The organism is Massilia sp. CFBP 13721 (genome assembly GCF_014842025.1).
In the GTDB taxonomy this organism is placed as follows: Bacteria; Pseudomonadota; Gammaproteobacteria; order Burkholderiales; family Burkholderiaceae_D; genus Telluria.
In genome coordinates, this window is the sequence record NZ_JACYUY010000013.1 from 93,467 (window position 1) to 116,235 (window position 22,769).

Annotated in this window: 25 protein-coding genes; 12 read left to right on the forward strand and 13 right to left on the reverse strand. The window is 63.5% G+C overall.

Features of this window, described 5'->3' with window-relative positions:
- Nucleotides 1-596 precede the first annotated feature (596 nt).
- A complete protein-coding gene (locus tag IFT60_RS26565) occupies nt 597-1,616 on the reverse strand; it encodes a hypothetical protein (RefSeq protein ID WP_229510873.1) in 1,020 nt (339 codons plus the stop codon).
- Between the two features lie 199 nt (nt 1,617-1,815).
- Here IFT60_RS26565 and IFT60_RS26570 point away from each other — a divergent pair, with 199 nt between their 5' ends.
- Entirely contained in the window at nt 1,816-2,169 is a 354-nt protein-coding gene (locus IFT60_RS26570) for a histone (protein WP_229510874.1), read from the forward strand.
- Nucleotides 2,170-2,250: 81 nt separating this feature from the next.
- The gene (locus tag IFT60_RS14275; protein ID WP_374001008.1) at nt 2,251-2,775 is read left to right on the forward strand and encodes a YggT family protein; all 525 of its coding nucleotides are present in this window, start codon (nt 2,251-2,253) and stop codon (nt 2,773-2,775) included.
- A gap of 159 nt (nt 2,776-2,934) precedes the next feature.
- Here IFT60_RS14275 and IFT60_RS14280 read toward each other — a convergent pair whose 3' ends face one another.
- From IFT60_RS14280 to IFT60_RS14315, 8 genes are all read right to left on the reverse strand, one after another.
- Nucleotides 2,935-3,876, reverse strand: a complete 942-nt coding sequence (locus IFT60_RS14280) for a carbohydrate kinase family protein (protein WP_192052646.1) — start codon at nt 3,874-3,876, stop codon at nt 2,935-2,937.
- A gap of 8 nt (nt 3,877-3,884) precedes the next feature.
- Nucleotides 3,885-5,360, reverse strand: coding sequence for a zinc-ribbon and DUF3426 domain-containing protein (locus IFT60_RS14285; protein WP_192052647.1), 1,476 nt, complete (start codon nt 5,358-5,360; stop codon nt 3,885-3,887).
- Nucleotides 5,361-5,370: 10 nt separating this feature from the next.
- The gene (prmA, locus tag IFT60_RS14290) at nt 5,371-6,327 is read right to left on the reverse strand and encodes a 50S ribosomal protein L11 methyltransferase (protein WP_192052648.1); all 957 of its coding nucleotides are present in this window, start codon (nt 6,325-6,327) and stop codon (nt 5,371-5,373) included.
- The gene (gene accC / locus IFT60_RS14295; RefSeq protein WP_192052649.1) at nt 6,324-7,712 is read right to left on the reverse strand and encodes an acetyl-CoA carboxylase biotin carboxylase subunit; all 1,389 of its coding nucleotides are present in this window, start codon (nt 7,710-7,712) and stop codon (nt 6,324-6,326) included. Before accC ends, prmA begins: the two co-directional genes overlap by 4 nt.
- Before the next feature lie 91 nt (nt 7,713-7,803).
- Nucleotides 7,804-8,268, reverse strand: a complete 465-nt coding sequence (gene accB, locus IFT60_RS14300; protein ID WP_192052650.1) for an acetyl-CoA carboxylase biotin carboxyl carrier protein — start codon at nt 8,266-8,268, stop codon at nt 7,804-7,806.
- A 99-nt stretch (nt 8,269-8,367) separates the two neighbouring features.
- On the reverse strand, nt 8,368-8,799 hold the full coding sequence (aroQ, locus tag IFT60_RS14305; RefSeq protein ID WP_192052651.1) for a type II 3-dehydroquinate dehydratase: 432 nt from the start codon (nt 8,797-8,799) through the stop codon (nt 8,368-8,370).
- A 130-nt stretch (nt 8,800-8,929) separates the two neighbouring features.
- Nucleotides 8,930-9,493 (reverse strand): TlpA family protein disulfide reductase, encoded by a 564-nt coding sequence (locus tag IFT60_RS14310; protein WP_192052652.1) that lies wholly within the window; start codon nt 9,491-9,493, stop codon nt 8,930-8,932.
- The gene (locus tag IFT60_RS14315) at nt 9,490-10,122 is read right to left on the reverse strand and encodes a hypothetical protein (protein ID WP_192052653.1); all 633 of its coding nucleotides are present in this window, start codon (nt 10,120-10,122) and stop codon (nt 9,490-9,492) included. Before IFT60_RS14315 ends, IFT60_RS14310 begins: the two co-directional genes overlap by 4 nt.
- A 76-nt stretch (nt 10,123-10,198) precedes the next feature.
- Between IFT60_RS14315 and mpl the strand changes: the two genes are divergently transcribed.
- From mpl to corA, 9 genes are all read left to right on the forward strand, one after another.
- Nucleotides 10,199-11,569, forward strand: a complete 1,371-nt coding sequence (mpl, locus tag IFT60_RS14320) for a UDP-N-acetylmuramate:L-alanyl-gamma-D-glutamyl-meso-diaminopimelate ligase (protein ID WP_192052654.1) — start codon at nt 10,199-10,201, stop codon at nt 11,567-11,569.
- Entirely contained in the window at nt 11,566-12,165 is a 600-nt protein-coding gene (locus tag IFT60_RS14325; RefSeq protein WP_192052655.1) for a YqiA/YcfP family alpha/beta fold hydrolase, read from the forward strand. The genes mpl and IFT60_RS14325 overlap by 4 nt, the downstream gene beginning before the upstream one ends.
- Complete coding sequence (locus tag IFT60_RS14330; RefSeq protein WP_374001012.1) at nt 12,120-12,743, forward strand: chorismate--pyruvate lyase family protein; 624 nt, start codon at nt 12,120-12,122, stop codon at nt 12,741-12,743. Before IFT60_RS14325 ends, IFT60_RS14330 begins: the two co-directional genes overlap by 46 nt.
- A 1-nt stretch (nt 12,744) precedes the next feature.
- On the forward strand, nt 12,745-14,787 hold the full coding sequence (locus tag IFT60_RS14335; protein WP_192052656.1) for a ribonuclease catalytic domain-containing protein: 2,043 nt from the start codon (nt 12,745-12,747) through the stop codon (nt 14,785-14,787).
- Between the two features lie 32 nt (nt 14,788-14,819).
- A complete protein-coding gene (locus IFT60_RS14340; RefSeq protein ID WP_192052657.1) occupies nt 14,820-15,080 on the forward strand; it encodes a hypothetical protein in 261 nt (86 codons plus the stop codon).
- 213 nt (nt 15,081-15,293) lie between these two features.
- On the forward strand, nt 15,294-16,145 hold the full coding sequence (locus IFT60_RS14345; RefSeq protein ID WP_192052658.1) for an energy transducer TonB family protein: 852 nt from the start codon (nt 15,294-15,296) through the stop codon (nt 16,143-16,145).
- Nucleotides 16,142-16,951 carry a shikimate dehydrogenase gene (aroE, locus tag IFT60_RS14350; protein WP_192052659.1) on the forward strand — a complete coding sequence of 270 codons (810 nt, stop codon included), beginning with the start codon at nt 16,142-16,144 and terminating at the stop codon, nt 16,949-16,951. Before IFT60_RS14345 ends, aroE begins: the two co-directional genes overlap by 4 nt.
- Nucleotides 16,952-16,963: 12 nt before the next feature.
- Nucleotides 16,964-17,692: a monofunctional biosynthetic peptidoglycan transglycosylase gene (mtgA, locus tag IFT60_RS14355; protein WP_192052660.1), complete on the forward strand. Its 729-nt coding sequence runs from the start codon at nt 16,964-16,966 to the stop codon at nt 17,690-17,692.
- A 122-nt stretch (nt 17,693-17,814) separates the two neighbouring features.
- A complete protein-coding gene (gene corA / locus IFT60_RS14360) occupies nt 17,815-18,789 on the forward strand; it encodes a magnesium/cobalt transporter CorA (protein WP_192052661.1) in 975 nt (324 codons plus the stop codon).
- Between the two features lie 127 nt (nt 18,790-18,916).
- Here the strand turns inward: corA and IFT60_RS14365 are convergent, their stop codons facing one another.
- From IFT60_RS14365 to thiD, 4 genes are all read right to left on the reverse strand, one after another.
- On the reverse strand, nt 18,917-19,399 hold the full coding sequence (locus tag IFT60_RS14365) for a hypothetical protein (RefSeq protein ID WP_192052662.1): 483 nt from the start codon (nt 19,397-19,399) through the stop codon (nt 18,917-18,919).
- On the reverse strand, nt 19,368-20,168 hold the full coding sequence (locus tag IFT60_RS14370; RefSeq protein ID WP_229510875.1) for a glycoside hydrolase family 19 protein: 801 nt from the start codon (nt 20,166-20,168) through the stop codon (nt 19,368-19,370). Before IFT60_RS14370 ends, IFT60_RS14365 begins: the two co-directional genes overlap by 32 nt.
- Before the next feature lie 84 nt (nt 20,169-20,252).
- Complete coding sequence (gene hemL / locus IFT60_RS14375; protein ID WP_192052663.1) at nt 20,253-21,563, reverse strand: glutamate-1-semialdehyde 2,1-aminomutase; 1,311 nt, start codon at nt 21,561-21,563, stop codon at nt 20,253-20,255.
- 8 nt (nt 21,564-21,571) lie between these two features.
- A complete protein-coding gene (thiD, locus tag IFT60_RS14380; protein ID WP_374001017.1) occupies nt 21,572-22,384 on the reverse strand; it encodes a bifunctional hydroxymethylpyrimidine kinase/phosphomethylpyrimidine kinase in 813 nt (270 codons plus the stop codon).
- A 134-nt stretch (nt 22,385-22,518) separates the two neighbouring features.
- Between thiD and IFT60_RS14385 the strand changes: the two genes are divergently transcribed.
- Nucleotides 22,519-22,671, forward strand: a complete 153-nt coding sequence (locus IFT60_RS14385; RefSeq protein ID WP_192052709.1) for a rubredoxin — start codon at nt 22,519-22,521, stop codon at nt 22,669-22,671.
- Nucleotides 22,672-22,769 lie beyond the last annotated feature (98 nt).

Here is a 22,769-nt window from a genome sequence, read left to right on the forward strand (position 1 = left end):
CGCGCACGCTTCGACCGGCAACGGCACGTGACGGGATTGCGCAGTCTTGCAATGGCTGTGCAAATGGACCTCGTCCACCATGCGTGAGGAGCCCGATTTTTTGCGCAATTTCGTGATCAAAGCAGGAGAGAGCAGCGTTATGCGTTCACGCAGGCGCCGCACACTATGAATTTAATGTGTGCGGGTTGCGGACTGACAAGGTTTTCGTGTACTTTACGTGATTGAATTTGTCAAAACATGAACACTGAAGTTTGCATGTTTTGGGGCAAACAAAACCGATCGAATTAATGGGACGCCGACTTAATCAGTATGCACATAAAGCGTAATGAAAAGAACAAGCCGCACTGCCTGATCTTTTTCAGGCAAGGCGGCTTTTTCTTTTCGTGCCCGTGAGGGTAGCGATGTGGAAGCGCAACTGAAGCAGTAAGCGGCGTGCCCGACGTCGTTGGCTGAAGCGCTGCAATCGTGAGGAGTTGCAGCAGTTCAGCTGGTGCCGGATTCATTGGCAGTAACCAAACGGTTTATGCCGATGAATAACCCGCCTGTCCATCCGGACGGACGGGTTTCAACCTTGTAGCGTATTTTCTCATCGCAGATTAGGAGAACGAAATGGCAACAGCCGCTAAGAAATCAGCAGTCAAACCGGCAGCCAAGGCTGCCACCAAACCGGCAACCAAGGCTGGCGCAGCAGAGAAACCAGCCGCCAAGTCGGCCACGAAGACGGCGGCCAAGGCGACGCCTGCAAAGACGTCCACCAAGGCCGCCGCCAAGCCGGCCGCGAAACCTGCAGCCAAGACCGCTGCAAAACCGGCAGCGAAGCCAGCTGCAAAACCGGCTGCCAAGGCTGTAGCGAAGTCGCCGGCAAAGGCTGCTGCGAAACCGGCTGCCAAAGCTGCGGCCAAGCCAGCGGCCAAAGCTGCTGCTAAACCGGCGGCGAAGCCGGCTGCCAAAGCCGCTGCAAAACCAGCCGCAAAACCAGCTGCAAAGAAGGCTGCTGCCAAACCAGCCGCCAAGCCAGCAGCGAAAGCCACCGCAACCAAGCCGGCAGCCAAGCCAGCGGCCAAAAAAGCCGCAGCAAAGGCGCCTGCAAAGAGCGCAGCCAAAGCCGCTGCCAAGCCAGCCGCCAAGCAGGCTGCTACGAAAGCTGCAGCCAAGCCGGTAGCGAAAGCGGCCGCCACCAAATCACCAGCCAAGCCAGCGGCAAAGAAAACCGCAGCCGCCAAACCGGCCGCCAAGCCAACGGCAAAGAAGACGGCAAAGAAGACGGCAGCCGCCAAGCCATCCGCTAAATCGGCTGCTAAAGCAGCAGCGAAGCCAGCCGCCAAGAGTGCAGCCAAGTCGGCCGCCAAGCCGGTAGCAAAAGCTGCGGCAACCAAGTCGTCGGCCAAGTCGGCAGCGAAAACCGCAACCAAGTCGCCGGCCAAGTCGGCAGCGAAAACCGCAACCAAGACGCCTGCCAAGTCGGCAGCGAAGGGCGCGGCACAAACGCCGGCAAAGACCGCAGCCAAGGGGGCGTCTGCAAAGACGCCCGCCAAGACTGCAGCCAAGGCACCGGCCAAAGCCGCTGCCAAGAGTGCCACGCCGGCGCCGGCCAAGTCAGCCGCCAAGACTGCCACCCCAGCTCCAGCCAAGGCTGCTGCTACCAAGACCGCCGCCAAGGCGCAAGCCAAGCCGGCAGCGACCAAGAGCACCGCTGCCAAGTCGGCGGCACCTGCCGCAACCAAGGGTACGGCTGCAAAGACGTCCGCTACCAAGGGGACGTCCGCGAAGTCGTCCGCCAAGCCAGCCGCCAAAGCCGAAGCCCAGCCAGAGGCCATGAAAGCCGAAGCCCAGCTGGAAGCGGCGAAGGCGGAAGCGCAGCCGGAAGCCAAGGCTGAGGCCCAGCCGGAAGCGAAGACCGAAGCCCAGCCTGAGGCGCAGCCGGAAGCCGCGGCGGCAAAAGCGGAAGCCCAGCCGGAGGCGCAAGCCAAGCCGGCAGCCAAGTCGGCCAAGCCTGCAGCGAAGAAGGCTGCGGCGAAGAAGCCGGCCGCCAAGGCGGAAGCCAAGGGCGAAGCCCAGGCAGCAGCAGACGCCAAGGCGGAAGCCAAGCCGGCAGCACCCGCACCGGCCGCCAAGACCGTGCTGGCACCGGCGGCCGCATGGCCGTTCCCGACCAGCAGCCGTCCGTAACGCCAGGCCAGGCCCGCTTAGGGCAAAATACCGCTGTGTGAAGCTGTCACACAGCGGTTTTTTTTATCTCAAGGAGTTGTCGTGCCCATTCTTCAGTTGATCGTCGATACCATCGCCACTTTGCTGGGGGCCGCGCTCCTGCTGCGTTTCTGGATGCAGGCCATCCGCGTGCGTCCTCCCGCTTCGGTGGCGCAGTTCACCTTCACGATGAGCGACTGGCTGGTGAAGCCGCTGCGCCGCCTGGTGCCGGGTGCGGGCGGCTACGACTGGGCAAGCCTGATCGGCGCCTTCCTGGTGGTGCTGCTGGCGACCTCGATCCTGTTCATCGTCGGGGCGAGCGCCGAGCAGGTGTTCCTGCTGGCGCTGGGGCGTTTCCTGAAGTGGATCATCTACGGTTTTATCGCGCTGCTGATCATCGAGGCGATCTTCAGCTGGGTCAATCCGCACGCGCCGCTGGCGCCGTTCGTGCATGCTTTGAACGATCCGCTGCTGCGGCCGATCCGCAAGGTGGTGCCGCCGATCGGCGGGCTGGATCTGTCGGTGCTGGTGGCGGTGGTGCTGCTGCAGATTGCGCTGTATTTGTTGAGGATGGTGGTGCCGATCTAGTGTGATCGGAATGGATGTGAAAATGGGCAGCCAGCGGGCTGCCCATTTTGTTTTATGGCTCACGGTGAGGGTGGGAGCGACGTTCTTGAGCCGCCGGCCAGGCTCAACGTGCGTAACGCGTGGGCGGAGCCCACCCTACGGTGCGCGGCTGGCGCGGGTTTACTTAAAACGGTAGCCGAAGGCGGATTCGAACTTGTCGGCGATCTCGGCTGGCGTGAAGCTGTGGTTCTGGCCGCCCTGGTGGGCGATCTTGATCGAGCCGAGCAGGCTGGCGAGGCGGCCGGTAGTCGGCCAGTCGTAGCCCTGGGCGATGCCGTACAGGAGGCCGGCGCGGTAGGCGTCGCCGCAGCCGGTGGGGTCGACGACCGCGGCGGCCGGGACCGGCGGGATGTCGAAGCGTTCGCCGCCGGCGTAGATTTCGGAACCCTTTTCGCCGCGCGTGACGATCAGGGCGTCCAGGCGCGCCGCGATCTGTTCCAGCGACAGGCCGGTGCGGTCCATGACCATTTCGAATTCGTAGTCGTTCGCAGCCAGGTAGGTGGCTTCTTCGATGAAGTTCAGCAGTTCTTCGCCGCTGAACATCGGCAGTTGCTGGCCCGGGTCGAACATGAAGGGCACGCCTCCCGCGGCGCAGTCGCGCGCGTGCTGGAGCATGCCGTCGCGTCCGTCCGGGGCAATGATCGCCACCCGCAGCGGGCCCTGGTCGGCGACCTTGTTCTCGTGCGAGAACTGCATCGCGCCCGGGTGGAAGGCATTGATCTGGTTATTGTCCTGGTCGGCCGTGACGAAGCACTGCGCGGTGTAGGCGTCGCCGATGGTCTTGATGGCGCGCGTCTTGATGCCGAAGTTGCGCAGGCGCTCGAGGTAGTCGGCGCCATCCTGGCCCAGGGTCGCCATGATCAGCGGGTCGCCGCCGAGCAATTTGAGGTTGTAGGCGATGTTCGCCGCGCAGCCGCCGTATTCGGTGCGCAGGGTCGGCACCAGGAACGAGACGTTCACGCGGTGCAGCTGGTCGGCCAGCAGGGTGTCGGCGAAGCGGCCGTGGTACTGCATGATCTTGTCGAAGGCGAGCGATCCGCAGATCAGGGTCGGTTGGGTCATGGGAGGATTCAAGGATAAAAAACGGCGATGTGGTAGCCGGAGGGTTTCAGGTCGTCCACCCGGAAGTGGAGCTTGATCGGTTGTTCGGCGCGCGGGGCGATGCCGTTGGCAGTTGCAGTGGTCGCAGCGGCGGCGAGATAGTCCCTGGGTGCGAATACGCGCCGCACCAGCGGCTTGTCGTCGGCGTCGGTGAGCGCCAGTTCCAGGCTGGGCCAGGCCTGGGCGGTGGCGCCGGTGTTGCGCAGTTCGGTAGTGAACGAATAGGCGCCGCCGCCGAGCGTGGTCAATTCTCCGGTTTCGATGGCGAGGTTATCGGCCTGCATCGGCAGCTCGACGCGGCAGCCGAACACCGCGCAGCCCGACACCAGCGCCGGTTTCGCGGCCGGGAAGCGTGCGGCGAGCGCATTGCGGAAGGTGAAGGCGCCTTGCGCGAACAGCAGCACCAGCATGACGACGGCACCGCCCAGCAGCGCGACCTTGCGCGTGCGGCCGGTCTGCTCTTGCTGGCGGCCGCGCTTGACGAAATCGGGCTCGTCGATCTCGGCCGCGCGCAGCTTCGGCTGCGATTCGATGCGGGTCGGGGTGAGCTTCGAGCGGCGCGCAGCGGCCTTGTCGGCACGCTTGGCACCGGGTGTGCGTGCCACCGGCGGGATGTGCGCCGCGGGCGGGTGGCTGACCGTGCTGGCGGTCGCTTCGCGCATCGGCATCGGCGGCGCGTCGGCGGCAGTGTGCATACGTGCCGCGGCAGGGGCCGTGAACTCGTCCGGCTCATGATCGGGCAGCGGCGCGGCGACCAGTTCCTCGTCGACCGGCAGGCCGAAGGTCGGTTCGATGCGGCCGACGCCTGGCGACGTCAATGGCGCGGCAGGTGCGGGTGCGTCCGCAGGAGGCTCGTCCTCCGCCTGGAGCGCGGCGGGCGCCGGCTCCGGCAGCGGCGCGGCGGCGACAGGCGCGTCGGATGGAATGGGCGCTTCCTGCGGCGTATCGACCTTCGGCAAAATCCCGAACGGATCGAAGGTATGGTCGAAGTCGAGCGTATAGACCGGCTGGTCGTCGAAATTCGGCAGCGCGACTGCCACGTCGAGCGGCGCCAGCGGTTCGTCTTCGGGTACGGTGGGAGCGGGTGGTTCGACCGACGCCTGCGCCACAGGCGCAGGTTCGGAGAAAGAGGCAAGTTCGGGTGCAGGTGCGGGTTCAGCGACCGCTTCAGCGACGACAGGCTCAGGCTCTGGAGCAGGCGCAATCTCCGGAACAAACGCAGGCGCAGACTCTGCAACAGGCGCAGGCGCCGATTCCGCAGGCGCCTCGGCCTTGTCCGCCGCCGGCGCTTTGGCCGGCAGCGCATCGAGGTCGACCAGCGTCGCGCTGCCGTCGAAAATCTCCTGGCAGGAGCCGCAACGCACGATGCCCCCACGCAGCTTGAGTTGGTCCGAGGCGACCCGGAACATCGTGCCGCAATGGGGGCATTGTGTGGCAAGCGCCATGCCGGGCTCCTTAAACGTTCGTTGCGGAGCGCGCGGCCGGTACGGTATCCTGGCCAAGCGTCCCGTGAAGGGCAACCCAGCCGTCCTGCTCGGCCCAGACGCCCAGCTTGATGAAAGGTGCATACGCCGCGGCCACTTCCTCGGCCTGGCGCGCCAGCACGCCCGACAGCACCAGCGAACCGCCCGGCGCCACGCGGCCCGACAGCATCGGCGCCATCAGCTTCAATGGGCTCGACAGGATGTTGGCGACGACGATGTCGAACTTGCCGCTCTTGTGGCGCTCGTTGCCCGAGACAGCCAGTTCGTCCGGCACGTAGAAGGTAATGTCGCAACCGTTGCGCTCGGCGTTGGCGCGTGCCGATTCGATCGCCTGCGGATCGATGTCGACACCGGTGACGTCGGCAGCGTCGAGCTTCTTGGCGACCATCGCCAGGATGCCCGAACCGCAGCCGTAATCCAGTACCGATTTGCCGGGCGCCGGATGGGCCTCTAACCACTCCATGCACAGGCGCGTGGTCGGATGGCTGCCGGTGCCAAAGGCCAGGCCGGGATCGAGTTCGAGAATCAACCCGTTCGGGTCCGGCGCTTCGTGCCAGCTCGGCACGACCCAGATGTTGGTGCCGATGTGGATCGGTTCGAACTGCGATTGCGTCAGGCGTACCCAGTCGGCGTCGGCGACGTCGCGCGTGGTAAACGCCGGGGCCTCGGCCAGGCCGATGGCGGCCGCCGCTTCGGCGATGATCGCGGCCTGGTCGGCATCGACGTCGGTCAGGGCCACGACGCGGCTGTGGTCCCAGGCCGCTTCGGTCGGCTCCATGCCAGGTTCGCCGAACAGCGGCTTTTCCTGGTCGGTACCTTCGTCGGCATCTTCCACCGACACCGACAGCGCACCCGCTTCCATCAAGGCGTCCGATAACGCCTCGGCGTGCTCGCGTGCGATTTCGATGATGACTTCGGTCCAGCTCATGCGTCAGCCTTGTTCTCGGGAGCCACGACCACTTTGGTGTCGGGGCGGTTGGCCAGCTTCTGTTCCAGGTAATGGATGTTGGTGCCGCCTTCGATGAAGCGGGCGTCGACCATCAGTTCGCGGTGCAGCTGGATGTTGGTCAAGATACCCTCGACCACCATTTCCGACAACGCGATTTGCATGCGGCGGATGGCTTGCTCACGCGTAGCACCGTAGGAAATTACCTTGCCGATCATCGAGTCGTAATGAGGTGGCACATAGTAGCCCGCATACGAGTGCGAATCGACACGGATGCCGGGACCGCCCGGCGGATGCCAGCCAGTGATGCGGCCCGGCGACGGCGTAAATTTGAACGGGTCTTCGGCATTGATGCGGCATTCGATCGCGTGGCCGGCCAGCATGATGTCGCGCTGGCGGAAACGCAGTTTCTCGCCGCAGGCGATGCGGATCTGTTCCTGCACGATGTCGATGCCGGTGATCATTTCGGTGACCGGGTGTTCGACCTGCACGCGGGTGTTCATTTCGATGAAATAGAACTCGCCGTTTTCGTACAGGAATTCGAAGGTGCCGGCGCCGCGGTAGCCGATCTTGCGGCACGCTTCGGCGCAACGATCGCCGATCTTTTCGATCAGTTTACGCGGGATGCCCGGTGCCGGCGCTTCCTCGATCACCTTCTGGTGGCGGCGCTGCATCGAGCAGTCGCGCTCGCCCAGCCAGACGGCATTCTTGTGTTCGTCGGCGAGGATCTGGATTTCCACGTGGCGCGGATTTTCCAGGTACTTCTCCATGTACACTTCCGGATTGCCGAAGGCGGTACCGGCTTCGGTCTTGGTCATCGCCACGGCATTGAGCAGCGCCGCTTCGGTGTGGACCACGCGCATGCCGCGCCCGCCGCCGCCGCCGGCCGCCTTGATGATGACCGGATAGCCGACCTTGCGGGCGGTCTGGATGATCTCTTTCGGGTCGTCCGACAGCGCGCCATCCGAACCCGGCACGCAAGGCACGCCGGCGCGGATCATCGCCTGCTTGGCCGACACCTTGTCGCCCATCAAACGGATCGAATCGGAACGCGGGCCGATGAAGACGAAGCCCGATTTTTCCACGCGTTCGGCAAAGTCGGCGTTTTCCGACAGGAAGCCGTAGCCGGGGTGGATCGCTTCGGCGTCGGTCACTTCGGCGGCGCTGATGATGGCCGGCATGTTCAGGTAGCTCAGCGACGATTGCGCCGGGCCGATGCAGACCGATTCGTCGGCCAGCTTGACGTACTTGGCGTCCTTGTCGGCTTCCGAGTGAACGACCACCGTCTTGATGCCCATTTCGCGGCATGCACGCTGGATACGCAGCGCGATTTCACCACGGTTGGCGATAAGAATTTTTTCAAACATGGTTAGCTTGGTCAGGTGAGAGTGCCGGCGTCGTGCGCCGGCCTGGATTCGGGATGGTGCGGCCGGGAAGAGATCACGGCCGGAAGGACAATTAACCGATCACGAACAGTGGCTGGCCGAATTCGACCGGCTGGCCATTTTCCACAAGGATCTTGGTCACCACGCCGGACGCATCGGCGTCGATTTCGTTCAGGAGTTTCATTGCCTCGATGATGCAGAGGGTATCGCCTTCCTTGATGTTGGTGCCGACTTCGACGAAGGCCGCAGCGCCAGGCGCCGACGAGCGATAGAAGGTACCGACCATCGGCGACTTGACGACGTGGCCGGTTTCGGCGGCGGGAACCGGTGCTGCAGGCGCGGCCGGGGCAGGTGCGGCGACAGGGGCGGGCGCCGAATACTGCTGCATGCCGGCAGGCGGCATCATCATCATCTGGCCTTGGGGCGTGGCGGACGACTTGACGATGCGAACCTTGCTCTCGCCTTCGGTCACTTCGAGTTCAGCGATGTCCGATTCGGCGACGAGGTCGATCAAAGTCTTGAGTTTACGTAAATCCATGTGAAACCCCTTGGAATTATTGTGGTATTAGAAGAGTAAAACAGCGCGCAAAAAGACGGCGCAGCCGAGGATGATGCATGAAGTTGTCGTAGATTAACGCTATTTAAGCGCAAAGTCGATGGCAAACCGATACCCGTCGACGCCGAGTCCGCAGATGGTGCCGCGGGCCAGGGCCGACAAATAGGAATGGTGACGGAATTCTTCGCGCTGATAAATATTTGAGATATGGACCTCGATGAACGGAATCGCCACCGCGGCCAGCGCATCGCGCAATGCCACGCTCGTGTGGGTCAGTCCGCCGGGATTGATGACGATCGCGTCGACGCCTTCCTCGCGGGCGGCATGGATGCGGTCGATCAGCGCACCTTCATGGTTGCTCTGAAAGCAGGAAAGCGACCCGCCCGCAGCTTCGGCTTGCGCCTGTGCCGCGCTTTCGATGTCGGCCAGCGTTGCCGCGCCATACACCGCAGGCTCGCGGGTGCCCAATAAATTCAGGTTGGGACCGTTGAGCAGCAGTAGCTTTTTCGCCATTGTATTCTAGAGTCTATGCTCGAAAGTGTCGCATTTTGCCGCTAACGTCAGCTATTGGCAAGCGATAAAATTCTTGGTGGATAGAGGGGGCTGGCGCGCAGATCAGAAACGAACGACCGTGCGCGATGTTTCAGAGTTCCGCCAAGTCGGCCTTCAACACATCGAATTTCAGTTTGCCGAGATAGGTCTTGCGCACTTGCCCGTTGGCGCCGATCAGGACCGTGAAAGGCAGGCCGCCATTGGCGTTGCCGAAATCGCGCGCAATATCGGTGCCGCCCATGCCGCCCACCAGCAGTGGATACTTGATGTTGTGCTTGGCGGCGAATTCGCGCATGGCCGTCGGCGAGTCGATGCCGACACCGATCACGTTGAAGCGCTTGCCATTTTCTTCATTGGCGATGGCCGACAGTTCCGGCATTTCCTGCACGCAGGGAGCGCACCAGGTGGCCCAGAAATTCACCAGCAGCGGTTTGCCCTGCCACTGGCTGAAGGCTTGCTGCTTGCCGTCGAGGTCTTCCAGGGTGCGCGCATAGAGATTGGCAGGGGCGCCGGCCGCAGCCGCCGTCGCTGCCGGCGCGTTGGTGGCGACCGGGGCCGCTGCCGGCACTGGCCTGGTCTTGTTGCCGAACACGACACCCAGGCCCAAAAAAATCGCGGACAAGGCCGCGATGACCGCAAATTTTTTATTCTTCATTCGTCCTGTTCCAGGGATTGGTCGTTGCTCATCAGGGCGCGCAGGCCGGCGGCGTCGACCCGCTGCAGGCGGCCATCGGCGCGCGGTTTCAAGGCCCCGCGTAAATCATGAAAATCGTACAACTCGGCATGCACCGCCTCCTTATGCCACAGGAAGCTCACCGTTTCAACAGGATCGTACCTGGCGCCCTTGAAATGCGGGGTTTCCGAGATATCTATATTGACGTTGCGGTTCAGGAGGAAAATCTCGACCTCTTTCGCGCTGTCGGCAAACAGCTGCAAATGGATGTCGTCGTGTTCGCCCGCGGTGCCATTCAATACCGCACCGGTCAGATAGGGACGAAACTCGGCCAGCGCATCCATCACCTCGAGCGCCTTTTCGCGCAGCAGCTGCAAGCGCTCGGCATGGGCGGCGCCACCAAACAGGGCCTGGTAGCGCCGCACTTCGTCTTCGATCTCGCCATTGTCGGGCATCAGGTTCGGTCGCGGCTGGTCCACGCCGAGCACCTGGCGGGCCGCTTTCGTGCGCGCCGTGGCATAGTCGGCGCCATCTTGCGCGATCATGCGCGCGGCGGTTGCGGCGATCTGCGCGCGCAACTGTTGGAGGTCATTATTCTGGGTTGGCATCATGCCCCAGATCATACTCTTGAACGAAAAATGGCATCGCGTCGGGTAGAATCGCGTATTCGCTTCTTTCCTCACGATCATGCATATTCACATCCTCGGCATTTGCGGCACCTTCATGGGCGGCCTGGCGGTTTTGGCGAAAGAGGCCGGCCACCGCGTTACCGGTTGCGACGCCAACGTCTACCCTCCGATGAGTACCCAGCTCGAGGCACAGGGCATCGAATTGATCCAGGGTTATGGCCCGGAGCAAGTGTCGCTGAATCCCGATCTGTATGTGGTCGGGAATGTGATGACGCGCGGGAATCCGCTGATCGAGGAAATCCTGAACCGCGGCTTGCCCTATGTGTCGGGTCCGCAGTGGATTGGCGAACATATTTTGCGCGAAAAATGGGTATTGGCCGTCGCTGGTACCCACGGTAAAACCACGACCTCGTCGATGCTGGCCTGGATCCTGGAAGACGCCGGCTATGCGCCCGGCTTCCTGATCGGCGGCGTGCCGATGAATTTCGGTATTTCCGCGCGCCTGCAGGGGGAGAGCGAATCGGACTTTTTCGTCATCGAAGCCGACGAATACGATACCGCCTTCTTCGACAAGCGCAGCAAGTTCGTGCACTACCACGCCAAGACGGCGGTATTGAACAACCTCGAATTCGACCACGCCGATATCTTCCCGGACATCGGCGCCATCGAGACCCAGTTCCATCACCTGGTGCGTACCGTGCCGGGCGTGGGGCGCCTGATCGTGAATGGCGACGAAACCTCGCTGGCACGCGTCATCAAACGCGGCTGCTGGAGCGAGAAGGAAACCTTTGGCGTGTCCGATGGCGTCGACTGGGCGATGGTCGAGCATCCGGGCGGGTCCAGCTTCGATGTCATCTTCAATGGCGAGCACCAGGGCACTGTCCACTGGGGCCTGACCGGCAAGCACAACCGCTCGAACGCGCTGGCCGCGATCGCGGCGGCGCGCCACGTCGGCGTGCCGGTGGCGCAGGCGGTCGATTCGCTCTCTCGCTTCCAGAGCGTCAAGCGACGCATGGAAGTGCGCGGCGTGGTCAACAACATCACCGTGTACGACGACTTCGCCCACCACCCGACGGCGATTGCTACCACTGTGGGCGGCCTGCACCAGAAAATCGGCGCCAGGGGCCGCATCCTGGCCGTGCTGGAACCGCGTTCGAACACGATGAAGCTGGGCGCCATGAAGGATGCATTGCCGGGCAGTTTGAAGGATGCGGACCTGGTGTTCGGTTTCGGCAGCCAGCAGGCGCTGGGCTGGTCGCTGGCCGATGCATTGAAACCGCTGGGGACGATCGCGCACAGTTTCGACCAGATCGACTACATGGTGCAAGCCATCGTGCAGGCGGCCCAGCCGGGCGACCATATCCTCGTGATGAGCAATGGCGGCTTCGGCGGCGTGCACCAGAAACTGCTCGAGGCGCTGGCGAAATGATTTTATATCTGCACGGCTTTCGCTCCTCGCCGCGCTCTTTCAAAGCGCGCGTACTGCAGGAGCGGATGGCCGCCGCCGGGCGTGCCGGCGACCTGATCTGTCCGCAACTGCCGGCCTCGCCCAAGGCGGCGATGGAACTTGCGCTGCTGCTGGCCGGGCGCCATGCGCCGCACAACCTGTCCATCGTCGGCTCCTCGCTGGGCGGCTTTTATGCCACCTGGCTGGCCGAGCGCCTCGACGTGCCGGCGGTATTGCTCAATCCCGCGGTCGATCCGCTGAAAAATCTCGAAAGCCACGTCGGCGTCACCACCAACTGGCATTCGGATGAACCCTTCGAATTCCGACGCGACTACATCGACGAATTGGCCGAACTGAAAGTCGCGCGTATTACCCGGCCCGAGCGCTATTTCCTGATTGCCGCCACCGGCGACGAAGTACTGGATTACCGCGACATGGTGGCCCATTATGAAGGTGCGCGCCAGCATGTGATCGAGGGCAGCGACCACGCGATTTCTGAATTTCCGCAGTACGTCGATGACGTGCTGGCGTTTTGCCAGCCGCACGCCGACTGGTCGCAAGGGAAGGCGGCATCGTAGGCGCGCGCCTGCGCCTGGCGACGTGGCACGCCAAGGTGGGCGGCGTCGGTGCCGATGCCGGGATGCGCGACTGGCTGACAACACCGGGTTCACTGACGGCGCGCCTGGTGGAGAGCAGCGCCACGTTCCGCGTGCGCCGCTTGCACCAGAAGAGCGCGACCTGTGCCTTCGAAGAAACGGCGCCGCTGGGCCTGGCGCGGCGCGCGCGGGTCTGGGAGCGCGAGGTTTTGCTCTGCTGCGACGGCGTGCCCGTGGTCTTCGGCCACACCGTCGTGCCGATGGCGGCCACGGCAAGCGACTGGCCATTGTTTTCGGCGCTGGGCGAACGGTCGCTCGGCACCACCCTGTTTTATGACCCGAAAGTGAAGCGCGGGCCGCTCGAATTTGCCCGCCTGCGCACTGGCCACCCGCTGCTGGCAAGCGTACGCGCCGCCTTGGGCGGGGAGCTCGACGGGCACGAATTCCACGCGCGGCGCTGTGTCTATCGCCGCCATCGAGGCTTGCTGATGGTCACCGAGATATTTTTGCCGGCGGTACTCAACCTGACGGCAACCGCAACAATAAAGATAGCGAAATAACATGAACGTATTTTTTGAAGAATCAGGCGACTTCAAGGTTGGCTCGGTGTTGTCGACCGCCGGCGAAGCCTATCAAGTGGAATTGGCCAGCGGAAAACGCAGCAAGGTCAAGATCAAGGATGTCTTGCTGCAATACGAAAAGCCGGCGCCGGAAGTGCTGCTCGACGAAGCGAAAGGCATCGCCGCCGAAGTCGACCTCGACTTCCTGTGGGAAGTGGCCGGCCAGGAAGAGTTCGGCTTTGCCGAGCTGGGCGCCGAGTATTTCGGCCACGCGCCGCTGCCCGCCGAGGCCGCCGGCCTGGTGCTGGCGCTGCACAATGCCCCGATCTATTTCTACAAGAAGGGACGCGGACGCTACAAGGCCGCCCCCGAGCAATCGCTGCGCGCAGCCCAGGCCGGCATCGAAAAGAAAAAACAGCAGGCACTGATCCAGGCCGGCTATGTCGACGAGCTGAAAGCGGGCACCCTGCCGGCGGCGATGCAGCCGATCGTCGCCCAATTGCTGTTCAAGCCGGACAAGAACACGATCGAATACAAGGCGCTGGAAGCGGCGGCCAACGAGTTGCAGACGACCATGCCACGCCTGATGCTGGCGACGGAGGGCGTCGCCTCGCCCAAAGAGCTGCACATGGGGCGTTTCCTGTTCGAGAACTTCCCGCGCGGCGCCGGTTTCCAGCCGGTTGCGGTGCCGAGCGCGCCGACGGCGCTGCCGCTGGCGAATGTCGCCGCCTTCTCGATCGACGACGTCACCACCACCGAGATCGACGATGCTTTCTCGGTCGAGCAACTGGCAGACGGCAACGTGCGCGTCGGCATCCACATCGCTGCGCCGGGGCTCGCCATCAAGCCGGACGACGAGATCGACAAGATCGCGCGCAGCCGCATGTCGACCGTGTATATGCCGGGCGACAAGATCACCATGCTGCCGGATGAAGTGGTGAACGCTTTTACGCTGGCCGAAGGGAATACCTGCCCGGCACTGTCGCTGTACGCGACCCTGAACCCGGCGGATTGGTCGACGATTTCGACCACGACGCGCGCCGAGCTGGTGCCGATCCAGAGCAACCTGCGCCACAACGACCTCGACGAACTGGTCAACGAGGAAACGCTGGAAAACGGAGAAGGCGAGTATCCGCACAAGGCCGAGCTGGGGCTGCTGTGGAAATGGGCCTTGAAGCTGGAAGCCGGGCGCATGGTCAAGCGCGAAGCGTTCGGCCTGAAGCCGGAACAGGGCAACCGCGTCGATTTTAACTTTTATGTCGAGGACGACGTGGTCTCGATCGTGCGCCGCAAGCGTGGCGCGCCGCTGGATAAAATCGTTGCCGAGCTGATGATTTTCGCCAACAGTACCTGGGGCAAGCTGCTGCACGACTCGGGCGTGCCGGGCATCTACCGTTCGCAAGGCGCCGGCAGCGGCGCCGGCTGGGCGGCAAAAATGCAGGTGCGCATGGTCACGCACGCGGCGCCGCACCAGGGTCTCGGTGTCGATCAATATGCCTGGAGCACCTCACCGCTGCGCCGCTACACCGACCTGGTCAACCAGTGGCAGATCATCGCCTGCGCCGAGCACGGCGTGACGGCGCCGCTGGTGGCCCCGTTCAAGCCGCGCGACGCGACGCTGTTCTCGATCGTCTCGGCCTTCGACGCCGCCTATGCCGCCTATAACGACTTCCAGCAGACGATGGAACGCTATTGGTGCCTGCGCTGGCTGGGGCAGGAACAGGTCAAGCAGGCCGATGCCGTCGTCCTGAAAGACGACGTGCTGCGCCTGGCGGACGTGCCGCTGGTGATCCGCCTGGCCGGCATGCCGCAGGTCGCGCGCGGCACGCCGGTGCGCCTGGACATCGTGCGCTGGGACGAGGTCGACCTGTCGCTCGAAGCGCGCCTGCTCGAAGTCGTCGCGGCGCCGGGCGAGGCGTTGGCGCTGGAAGAGGAGGAGGGAGACGCTACGGACACCGGCGAGGCGGCAGTCGAGGAAGTGGTCGAGGCGGAAGGCGCGGTGGCGGCGGTCAGCACGGACGACGCGACCCCGGCCGGCGCCTGACCATGAACCCTGCCGCGCCATCGGCCCGCAAAATGCACCGCTCCATCCGCACCGCCGTGCTTGCCGCAGCCCTGCTGATCCTGGGCTACTGGGCGATCTTCGCCTGGATGGTGTACCGTTCGCCGCTGCCCTACGAGGCGATCGATCTCGACCATGACGGATCGGTCAGTTTCAGCGAGGCCGATTACGTGTCTTCGTTCGGCATGCGCACGATTTACCGGCAGGGCGAACAGTGCGTCGAGTATTTTTCGCAGAAGGATGGGCACGCGCTGAAACTCGTCTGCCCGCATTAAGACCGTTAGCTGTCGTGCACCGTAGGGTGGACTCGGGAGTCCACCCTACGGTGCTACGATTTTCCAGCGCCAACGATCTCACCCGTTGCCGCAGCACCACCAAGGTCCGCAGACATCCCACAGCGCCTTCCGGCACGGTAGAATGCTTGAATTCCCAGATTCAACAGCCGTCCGGCCGCCCGCGTGAAGTATTCCCGAGAAAACCGTCCCCTCATGATTGCCCTGGCCGCTTCGGTGGCGGCGCATGCGGTCCTGCTCGCCATCCGTTTCGTGGCGCCCGATGCCTTGCGCTTCGAGCCGGCCGATCCGGGGCTGGAAGTCATCCTCGTCAACGCCAAGCACGCCAAGGCGCCGGTGAAAGCCGAGGCGCTGGCGCAGGCCAACCTCGAAGGCGGCGGCATGGCCGAGGCCGGCCGCTCCAAATCGCCCTTGCCCGACCTGCGCAAGAACGAGAATGGCGACAGCATCAAGGCGCTGCAAAAGCGCATCGTTGAACTTGAGCAATTGCAGCAGAACGTGCTCTCGCGCGTGCAGAAATCCAGTTTTAAAACTGCGCCCGTCACCGACAACGACAAGCCCGATCCGACCCGCACCGGCGCCGACGAAGTCGACACCACGCGCCAGATCGCGCGCATGACGGCCGAGATCACGCAGACGATCGAAGACCAGAACAAGCGTCCGAAGCGCACCCACATTTCGCCGAGCACGCGCCAGGTCGGCTATGCGCTGTACTACAAGGCGATGCAAAAGCAGGTGGAAGAAGTCGGCACGCTGAATTTCCCTCAGCAAAACGGCAAGAAACTCTACGGCGAACTGGTCATCTCGATCCCGGTGTTCCAGGACGGCAGCCTGTACCAGAAAGAGGGCGGGCCGCGCGTCGAGCGTTCGTCCGGCAATCCGGCGCTGGACAAGGCGGCGCTCGAGATCGTACGCCGCGCCGCGCCCTTCGGCGCCTTTCCGCAAAACATGCGCACGGCCGGCAAGGACGATTTATGGATCGTGATCACCCGGTTTACGTTTACCCGAGAAGAAAAAGTGAAGGCCGAACTCCAGGAGCAGGCATGACGGACCAGTATTGCGTGATCGGTAACCCGATCGCCCACAGTAAATCGCCCGAGATCCACCCGGTGTTCGCCGCCCAGACCGGGCAAGACCTCGCCTACGGACGCTGCCTGGCGCCGCTCGACGGTTTCGCCGCCACGGTGCGCGACCTGGTGGCGCAGGGGTACAAGGGCGCGAACGTTACGGTGCCGTTCAAGATCGAGGCGGTCGCCGTGGCGACGCAGCTGACGGAGCGTGCGCGCGCCGCCGGCGCCGTGAATACCCTGAGTTTCAGGGATGGCGAGATCATCGGCGACAACACCGACGGCCCCGGCCTGGTGGCCGACATCCTGCGCAATGCCGGCGTGACGTTGGCCGACAAGCGGATTTTGCTGCTCGGCGCGGGCGGTGCGGCGCGTGGGATCATGCTGCCGTTTATCGAGCAGGGACCGCGTTCGATCCTGGTGGCGAACCGCACCCGCGCCACGGCGGAGAGCCTCGTTGCCAGGTTCAGCGGCCACGACGTCGAACTGGCGGTCGGCGGCTATGACGACATTGCGGGACCCTACGATATCGTCGTCAACGCCACCTCGAGCAGCCTGGCGGCCGAGATGCCGCCGGTGCCGGCTTCGGCTTTTGCCGAAGGAACACTGGCTTTGGATATCATGTACGGCAGCGCGCCATCGCCGTTCATGGTGTTTGCCAGCGCGCAGGGCGCCGGGACGCGCGACGGGCTGGGCATGCTGGTCGAGCAGGCGGCCGAGGCCTTCCTGGTCTGGCGCGGCGTGCGGCCGGAGACGCGTGCTGTTTTTACCAAACTACGACCATAATTAAAAGAACAAATGGCTAAACGAGGCAATGCGGCAGGGGCGGTTAAACAAGGCGGCCGGCGCTGGATCAAATGGATTTTCCTGGGGCCGATCCTGGCCGTATTCCTGCTCCAGCTGTATTTCTTCGTGCAAGTCTGCTGGTTCGTGTATTTCAACCCGAGTTCGACCAGCTTCATGCGCCAGCAATTGTCCGAACTGCGCGACAAGAACCCGAATGCGCAGCTCAAGCACGAATGGGTACCGTACGAACGCATTTCTAACAATCTCAAGCGCGCGGTGGTTGCCTCGGAAGACGCGAATTTCGCCGATCACCCGGGCGTCGACTTCGAAGCGCTCGAAAAGGCCTACGACCGCAACAACCGCAAGCACAAGGTCGTCGGCGGCGGCTCGACCATCACCCAGCAGCTGGCCAAGAACCTGTTCCTGTCGGGCTCGCGCAGCTACCTGCGCAAGGGGCAGGAGATGATCATCGCTTTCATGCTGGAAACGGTGATGAGCAAGCGGCGCATTTTGGAGGTCTATCTCAACGTGGTCGAGTTCGGACGCGGCGTGTTCGGCGCCGAAGCAGCCGCGCGCTATTACTTCCGCGTGCCGGCCGCCAAGCTGGCGCCGGCCCAGGCCGCGCGCCTGGCCGTGATGCTGCCGAATCCGCGCTACTACGACCGCAACCGCAGCACGAATTACCTGGTCAAGCGCACCAGCCTGATCCAGCGGCGCATGGGCTCGGCCGAGCTGCCCTGAGCGCCCATCTCGCAATTCGCTGAAAAACAGCGTAATGCCCCGCGAAACTGTTGTTTCGGGGTGGCCGCGCACGGGGCTAACGGGTACACTTGCGACAGTTTTGATTCCGGCCGAGAAAGCGCATGATCAACGTATTTGTCCTACAAAATGGCCGGCTGAACCAGGTCCCCATCGCTTCCCGCGCCGACCTGGAGAATGCCACGCCTGTCTGGGTCGATCTGACCGATCCGGATGACGACGAACGCGCGTGGGTCAAGACGATTTATGGGGTGACACTGCCGGGCGAAGACGAGGTGTCGGACATCGAAGCTTCGGCCCGCTACTACGAAGCCGAAAACGGCGACCTGCACCTGCGCACCGACTTCCTGCTCGAAGAAGAGGATGGCCCGTCGCGCGTGGTGACGGTTGCCTTCATCCTGTCGGGCAAGATGCTGTTCTCGATGCACAACGACGACTTGCCGGTGTTCCGCCTGGTGCGCATGCGCGCCCGTTCGCGGCCCGGTTCGATCGCCGACTACATGGACGTGCTGCTCGACCTGTACGCGACCGATGCCGAATACTCGGCGGACGCGTTGGAGGGCATCTACGAAAGCCTGGAAGAAGTCAGCACGCGCGTGCTGCAAAAGGAATTCACCGACCAGGACGCGGCCGCCGCGCTGAATGCGATCGCGCACGAGGAAGACTTGAATGGCCGCATCCGCCGCAACATGATGGACACCCGGCGCGCCGTCAGCTTCCTGATGCGCGGACGCCTGCTGAATTCGGAACAGTTCGACGACGCGCGCCAGATCTTGCGCGACATCGAATCGCTGGACGGCCATACGTCCTTCCTGTTCGACAAGGTTAACTTCCTGATGGATGCGACCGTCGGTTTTATTAACATCAACCAGAACAAGATCATCAAGATCTTCTCGGTGGCCTCGGTCGCCTTCCTGCCGCCGACGCTGATCGCCAGCATCTACGGCATGAACTTCCACAAATGGTTCCCGGAGCTGGACTGGACCTTCGGTTATCCGTTCGCATTGGGGCTGATGGTGGCGAGCGCGATTGCGCCGCTGTGGTATTTCAGGAAGCGGGGCTGGTTGAAGCTGGCGTGATCATGGGTACCGTAGGGTGGGCGCCCCGAGCCCACGCGGACGTGCGCGTCATGCAAGCGTAACGCGTGGGCACAGGGGCGCCCACCCTACTGAAACAAAATTTCATCGCATTGGCTTGAATGAAATTTTATTTCACCACCACTGCGGTCATCGGTTCCCGAAACCCTTCACCGCCATCCTCGCAGCGCATCTTGCTGAGCACCTTGCCGCGCCGCGCGACGATGACGCCGTCTTCGAATTCCGGCGCGCCGCCATCTTCCGAGCGCGCCACCTTGCTGTAGACCGTATAGGTATAAACACCGCGCTTGAATGCGACCGTGGTTTCGCCGCCGCCGATCAGCGGCACCGATTTCACGGTGAACGCCGCGCTCGCCTGGCGGCCGGGTTCAGGGTAGCTGAGTTCGAGTTTGCCGGGGCCGCCGAAACGGTAGCTCAGCATGCCGCGGTCGCCGGCGGGGCGGCACAGCGAGACCATCTTGCCGCCGACATGGCAGGCGAACACGACGGGTTCATTTGGCGCGCACAGCGACGCGGCCTGCACCGGCGCGGCCGCGCAGCAAGCTGCCAGCAGGGCCAATCTAGATCCCCAGGACTTTCTTGATTCTTGCAAGGCGTTCTCCACGGTCTTCCAGTCCATTCAAGCCACCATTGATGGCGCGCGTTACTTGCTCGAGATCGTCCTGGTCGGCAAGCGCGTTGACTGTACGCGCATCCCAGTAATAGAAAGCCGATTCGATGGCGTATTTGAGTTCGCTCATGAGCAGTTCGGGTTCGGCTAGAAAATCGCGCACGTCCGCCGGGCTGCGCGCATTGTGCACTTCCGTAAACGCAGCGTAATTGCTTTTGCCGGTCAGCTGGATCAGGCCGCGTCCGCGGTAGCGGTAGCCGTCGCCCGAGGCTTCGTCGCCGTTGCCCAAGCGGTTCGCGTACACATACGACAGCAGGCGTTCGGGGTTGCCGGCGTAATTGTCCGCTTCCAGCCAGAGTTTCGGGCGCAGGCGCGCCGGCTGGCCATCGGAGCCGAGGCGGCAATCGTCGCCCGCGCGGTCGTACTGTGCGCGGCCGCCGCGGCAGCCGAAAATCTCGCGCATGCGCGGCGCCGAATAATTGCCATTTTCCTCAGCCGCCCGCAAGCCGCTCTCGTGCCCGATCTGCGCCAGAAAATGGGCCAGCCGCAGCGGCGTGCCGACCGCGTAGCGGCGCGCGTAATCGTTCAGGGCGTCGACGATGCCGGCGTAATACGCATCGGGATTGGATGGGTCGGCCGCGCGCAGCAGCGCGACCGTGACCGCCGCCGGCCCCGATTGGGGCAGCGGCTGCTGCGAGCGCGGCACCCGCGAACGGGGCGCGCCGGGAGGGGAGCGTCGGAGTCGTGCCATGGTCGGATCCAGCCGGAGTTGGATCCATGATGGCACAGGGTGCAAGCCGCGCCGCGTGCTCCGGCGCGCGTCGTTTGCTCTGCCTTAAGCGATGCGGGCGAAGACTTTCCGGGCAGCCGCGATCGTTTCCGCGATGACCGCATCGTCGTGCGCAGCGGACACGAAACCCGCTTCGAACATGGCCGGTGCGAAATACACGCCTTCATCGAGCATGCCGTGGAAGAAGGCGTTGAAGCGGTTCTTGTCGCCTGCCATCATCTGGCCATAGGTCGACGGCACCTTCTCGCTGAAATAAAAGCCGAACATGCCGCCGACCGAATCGCCGCAGAAGGCGATGCCGGCTTCCTGCGCCGCTTCCGTCAAGCCCTTAATCAGCTTCTGGCCGGTCGCGGTCAGCTGCTCGTAAAAGCCCGGCTGCTGCACCAGTTTCAGGGTCGTCATGCCGGCCGCCACCGCCACCGGGTTGCCCGACAGGGTGCCGGCCTGGTAGACCGGGCCGATCGGCGCCATCTTTTGCATGAGTTCAGTCTTGCCGCCGAATGCCGCCACCGGCAAGCCGCCGCCGATGACTTTGCCGAGCGCGGTCAGGTCCGGCGTGATGCCGTACATTTCCTGGGCGCCGCCGAGGCCGACGCGGAAGCCGCACATCACTTCGTCGAAAATCAGCACGGCGCCGTGCTCGGTACAGAGTTCGCGCATGCGGCCCAGGAATTCCGGGGTGGCGCGGATCAGGTTCATATTGCCGGCGACCGGCTCGACGATGACGCAGGCGATGGTGTCGCCCATCGAAGCAAACGCCTCTTCCAGCTGGACTACGTTGTTGTAGTCGAGCACCAGCGTGTGCTTCACGAAGTCTTCCGGCACGCCGGCCGAGGTCGGGTTGCCGAAGGTCAGCAGGCCGGAGCCGGCTTTCACCAGCAGCGAATCGGCGTGGCCGTGGTAGCAGCCTTCGAATTTCACGATCTTGTCGCGGCCAGTGGCGCCGCGCGCCAGGCGCAGCGCGCTCATGGTCGCTTCGGTGCCGGACGACACCAGGCGCACCTGTTCGATCGACGGTACCAGTTTGCAGATTTCCTCGGCGATCTCGATTTCGCCTTCGGTCGGCGCGCCGAACGACAGGCCGTTGGCGGCGGCATCCTGCACTGCCTTGATCACTTGCGGGTGCGCATGGCCGACGATCGCCGGACCCCAGGAGCCGATGTAGTCGATGTAGCGCTTGCCGTCGGCATCCCAGAAGTACGGTCCTTCGGCGCGGGTGATGAAACGCGGCGTGCCGCCCACCGAGCGGAAGGCGCGCACCGGGGAGTTGACGCCGCCGGGGGTGCTTTGCTGGGCGCGGGCGAACAGGGTGTCGTTGCGACTGTTGTTACCGGACGCGGATTGTTCAGTGCTCATTTCATTGTTCATGTGATCGATGCTTTCTTGGCGCCGGGCTGCGGCAGGATGCGGTAGAAACGGTTGGGAACGAGTTTGCCCATGCCGAAGCGCTGGGCGTGCAGGAGGGCGCCGTAGGTGTAGTCCTGGGCGGCGCGCAAGGCCTCGATGGCGTCCATTCCCTGCGCCATGCAGGCGGCGATCGCGCCCGAGAGCGTGGTGCCGGCGCCGACGAAGTGGCCCGGCAAGTGCTGCCAGTCGATCGTGGTGACGCCATCGTCGCGGTCGAACAGGGTATTGGCGCGCTTGTGGCCCCGTTTATGTCCGTGTTCGGAGGTCCCGGTCACGAGCACGTACTGGCAGCCGCGCGCGGTCAGTTCGGCGACGTCGGAGGCCAGCGAGCCGTCGGCGCCCGCTTCCCGCCAGAGCTCGGCCATGCGCCCGAGTTCCGATTGCGACAGCTGCAGCACGGTTGCCTGCGGCGCCAGGATTTGCCGGATCGAGGCGACGATGTCTTCGTCGGACATGCCGGAGTCGGGCAGGGCGGACAGAAAAGGGTCGACGATCAAGGGCACTTCGGCATAGTCCGAGACGATCTCGGCCAGCGCGGCGGCCTGCTCGATGCTGGCGATCGCGCCGATCTTGACGGCGGCGATCGGCATGTCTTCGAGCACCTTGCGCGCCTGGTCGGCCATCACGCCGGTATCGACTTCATGCCATTCCTCGACGCGTGCGCTGTCCGACACCAGCAGCGCGGTGGTGATCGACAGGGCGTGGCAGCCATGGGCGGCAAAAGTGGCAATGTCTGCCTGGACGCCGAGTGCCCCGACCGGGTCGGACACCCCAAATGTGAGAATCAGTGGAGACGGTTGGTTTTGCACGACGGGTAGATTAAGATACCTGATTCCCCATTTTACTAGATCGAAGGAACGACAACGTGAGTAACGAGACGACCGCAACCGCCTACCAAACCTGGATGTGCCTGATTTGCGGGTGGGTCTACGATGAAGAAGCGGGCGCACCGGAAGACAATATCGCGCCGGGTACGCGCTGGGCCGATGTGCCGATGAACTGGACCTGTCCGGAATGCGGCGCGCGCAAAGATGATTTTGAGATGACCGCGATCTAAATTTCTGGAATCGCGGTGCATGATCCGCCGCGATAAAATTTTCTGGAATCGCGGTGCATGATCTGTCGCGATATGTAGGGTGGGCCGGGCCACGAATG

What these genes read in the sequence shown, in the direction of transcription:
- corA (WP_192052661.1), top strand. Translation starts at nt 17,815, where the DNA reads ATGATCAACGTATTTGTCCTACAAAATGGCCGGCTGAACCAGGTCCCC.
- IFT60_RS14340 (WP_192052657.1), top strand. Translation starts at nt 14,820, where the DNA reads ATGCACCGCTCCATCCGCACCGCCGTGCTTGCCGCAGCCCTGCTGATC.
- IFT60_RS14370 (WP_229510875.1), bottom strand. Translation starts at nt 20,168, where the DNA reads ATGGCACGACTCCGACGCTCCCCTCCCGGCGCGCCCCGTTCGCGGGTG.
- mpl (WP_192052654.1), top strand. Translation starts at nt 10,199, where the DNA reads ATGCATATTCACATCCTCGGCATTTGCGGCACCTTCATGGGCGGCCTG.
- IFT60_RS26570 (WP_229510874.1), top strand. Translation starts at nt 1,816, where the DNA reads ATGAAAGCCGAAGCCCAGCTGGAAGCGGCGAAGGCGGAAGCGCAGCCG.
- accB (WP_192052650.1), bottom strand. Translation starts at nt 8,268, where the DNA reads ATGGATTTACGTAAACTCAAGACTTTGATCGACCTCGTCGCCGAATCG.
- IFT60_RS14335 (WP_192052656.1), top strand. Translation starts at nt 12,745, where the DNA reads ATGAACGTATTTTTTGAAGAATCAGGCGACTTCAAGGTTGGCTCGGTG.
- accC (WP_192052649.1), bottom strand. Translation starts at nt 7,712, where the DNA reads ATGTTTGAAAAAATTCTTATCGCCAACCGTGGTGAAATCGCGCTGCGT.
- prmA (WP_192052648.1), bottom strand. Translation starts at nt 6,327, where the DNA reads ATGAGCTGGACCGAAGTCATCATCGAAATCGCACGCGAGCACGCCGAG.
- IFT60_RS14325 (WP_192052655.1), top strand. Translation starts at nt 11,566, where the DNA reads ATGATTTTATATCTGCACGGCTTTCGCTCCTCGCCGCGCTCTTTCAAA.
- mtgA (WP_192052660.1), top strand. Translation starts at nt 16,964, where the DNA reads ATGGCTAAACGAGGCAATGCGGCAGGGGCGGTTAAACAAGGCGGCCGG.
- IFT60_RS14385 (WP_192052709.1), top strand. Translation starts at nt 22,519, where the DNA reads ATGTGCCTGATTTGCGGGTGGGTCTACGATGAAGAAGCGGGCGCACCG.
- IFT60_RS14280 (WP_192052646.1), bottom strand. Translation starts at nt 3,876, where the DNA reads ATGACCCAACCGACCCTGATCTGCGGATCGCTCGCCTTCGACAAGATC.
- IFT60_RS14315 (WP_192052653.1), bottom strand. Translation starts at nt 10,122, where the DNA reads ATGATGCCAACCCAGAATAATGACCTCCAACAGTTGCGCGCGCAGATC.
- aroQ (WP_192052651.1), bottom strand. Translation starts at nt 8,799, where the DNA reads ATGGCGAAAAAGCTACTGCTGCTCAACGGTCCCAACCTGAATTTATTG.
- hemL (WP_192052663.1), bottom strand. Translation starts at nt 21,563, where the DNA reads ATGAGCACTGAACAATCCGCGTCCGGTAACAACAGTCGCAACGACACC.
- IFT60_RS14285 (WP_192052647.1), bottom strand. Translation starts at nt 5,360, where the DNA reads ATGGCGCTTGCCACACAATGCCCCCATTGCGGCACGATGTTCCGGGTC.
- aroE (WP_192052659.1), top strand. Translation starts at nt 16,142, where the DNA reads ATGACGGACCAGTATTGCGTGATCGGTAACCCGATCGCCCACAGTAAA.
- IFT60_RS14345 (WP_192052658.1), top strand. Translation starts at nt 15,294, where the DNA reads ATGATTGCCCTGGCCGCTTCGGTGGCGGCGCATGCGGTCCTGCTCGCC.
- IFT60_RS14310 (WP_192052652.1), bottom strand. Translation starts at nt 9,493, where the DNA reads ATGAAGAATAAAAAATTTGCGGTCATCGCGGCCTTGTCCGCGATTTTT.